This is a genomic window from Caballeronia sp. INML2, assembly GCF_023631365.1.
GTDB classification, from domain to species: domain Bacteria; phylum Pseudomonadota; class Gammaproteobacteria; order Burkholderiales; family Burkholderiaceae; genus Caballeronia; species Caballeronia turbans.
Genome location: NZ_JALQDH010000166.1, coordinates 1 through 2,121, shown reverse-complemented (window position 1 = coordinate 2,121; position 2,121 = coordinate 1). Strand labels below are relative to the sequence as shown.

Annotated in this window: 3 protein-coding genes; 2 read left to right on the top strand and 1 reads right to left on the bottom strand. The window is 58.1% G+C overall.

Annotated features, from left to right (window positions below):
- A partial coding sequence (locus tag NCT32_RS36725; RefSeq protein WP_250491532.1) for a serine hydrolase occupies positions 1–689 on the bottom strand: 689 nt, incomplete at its 3' end.
- 366 nt (positions 690–1,055) lie between these two features.
- Between NCT32_RS36725 and NCT32_RS36720 the strand changes: the two genes are divergently transcribed.
- The gene (locus tag NCT32_RS36720) at positions 1,056–1,916 is read left to right on the top strand and encodes an amidohydrolase family protein (protein ID WP_061122011.1); all 861 of its coding nucleotides are present in this window, start codon (positions 1,056–1,058) and stop codon (positions 1,914–1,916) included.
- Positions 1,913–2,121 (top strand): SDR family NAD(P)-dependent oxidoreductase (locus tag NCT32_RS36715; protein WP_250491411.1); only part of this gene is annotated, 209 nt, incomplete at its 3' end. The genes NCT32_RS36720 and NCT32_RS36715, both read left to right, overlap by 4 nt.

The following is a 2,121-nucleotide window of genomic DNA, read 5'->3' as shown; positions in this document are numbered from 1 at the left end:
GCCTCGACCAGCTTGCCAACCCAGTCCATGCTAATCCCATACTGCCAACGCTCGCCCGGTTCGAATTCGAGCGGTGCCGCAAACGCACCATTTAGCGAGTAGCCAATATCTGGCATTCCGGTCGCTTTCTCGTACTCGGTGAGGCGGTCGCTCCAGATGCTGTAGGTGAAGCCGGAAGTATGCGTGAGCAGATGACGGACCGTGATCGCATTGCGCGCTGGCCGCAGTATTGGATGACCCGCTGTGTCGAATCCTTCGAGGATCTGCGGCGTTCTTAGTTGCGGCAGCAGTTCCGAGGCGGGTTGTTCGAGCTTGAGCCTTCCCTGCTCGACGAGCTGCATGCACGCCGTTGCAGTGATTGCCTTGGTCATCGAGGCGAGCCAGAAGATCGAGTCTCCCGTTATAGGCCTCAAGCGTTCGGCATCTGCATGACCGGCATGACCCGAGTAAACGACGCCTTGCTCCGTCGCTCCTATCGCAACCACCCCGGCTACTGTGCTGTCGTCGACCGCTTTGCGGAGGGATGCGTCGATCGAGTCGAATCGTGCAGTGGACTTCGAAATGGCAGCAGATTGGTGCCTACTCGTGGCAGCGCTCGCGCTGCGCGCTTGCAGTGGCGCCAATGTTGCCGCAGCCAGCAGACAGGATGCGCTCTTAAGTAGAGCGCGGCGTTGAAGTCGGAAAGACATGTTTTCTCCAGTATAAGGACGATGACCTTGGTTATCGGATCGGTCTGGGCACCATTCTCGATGTCGGCGCCAACAAGCAAAATACCTCGCTAAGCACTTCATTAGTGACGTTAAGTCACTAATAGGTGTGTCATGTCTGTCTTGCAGACCCTAAACCCGACGGCAAGACGCGGCTTCGCACGACTTCAGGGACGAGGCATGAATTGCCCTTCGCAGAGCCGTTCTGGCGAGATATTGACGAAAGCGTCGCGCGGAGTATACTGAGCGCTCAGTCAGGCGCGGTCTTGGTGGTGTTTTGGTCGGGGCCGTGGTTGCCCCTCGGGGACCGCGGCTTCCAGCGCGGTCGCATATATAGGTGGACCAAATATGAAAATCGTCGATATGCACTCGCATTGGGGCACGCGCCGCGGCTTTCCGTTGCGAACGCCCGAAGAGCTTGCGCAGCAAAAGAAGACATGGAATTCTGAACCCGTCTACCACTCGGAGGCGGAAATGGTCCAGCACTTCCGAGACAACGACGCGCGCGTTGTCCTAGATTTGGGCTACACCAAATACATACCGATCGAAGAAGTCGCGCCGTTGCATGACTATTCGTTCGACGTCCAGCGCAAAGGCATGGACGTAATCGCCGGGCATTGGCTGCATGTTGATCCGTTGAATCGCGACGCGGGCGTGCGGGAGTTGCGTCGGTGCATCGAGGCAGCCCCGGGTTTTGTCGGTTACGCGGTGTCGGGTTCGGGGTCCGCTCCTGCGAGCGACCCTATCTGGTTTCCCTTCTACGATCTTTGTGCGCAGACCGGAACGCCAGTGTTGATTTTCGTCGGCACCACCGGACTAGGCGCAGGACTGCCTGGCGGAGGCGGAATACTGCTCGACAATTGTCATCCGCGTCATCTCGATTTCGTCGCGGCGAAGTTTCCGTCGCTTCGCATAGTCGCGGCACGCCCTGGGTGGCCATGGCAGACGGAAACCATCGCAGTTTTAATGCATAAGCGCAATATATGGTACGAACTGCACGGGTGGTCTCCCAAGTACTTTACGACCGACCTTAAGCATGAAATCAGCCGACGTCTGCGTAATCGCGTGATGTTTGGGGCCGATTATCCCCTCTACTCCTACAATCGATTGCGCGCCGATTGGGAGAAGGAAGGCTATGCGCAGGAAGTCCTTGAAAGTGTGTTCTATCTGAACGCCGAGCGCTTTCTCGCCGGCGAGGAGACGCAATGAACCTCCAACTAAAAGGGAAGGTGGCGATCGTCGGCGGTGGCAGCCAGGGAATTGGTCTTGGTATCGCGCGCACACTCGCCGCAGAGGGCGCCAGCGTTGTGATCACCGCGCGTCGAGAGGAAGACCTGAAGCGCGCGGCCCACGAAATTCACGAAATGACCGGCAACCAGGTGACGTGGATCCCAGCGGATTGCCGCAAGGCGGA

Bases quoted from the DNA above. Each gene is read 5' to 3' on its own strand.
- NCT32_RS36720 (WP_061122011.1), top strand. From the start codon at position 1,056: ATGAAAATCGTCGATATGCACTCGCATTGGGGCACGCGCCGCGGCTTT.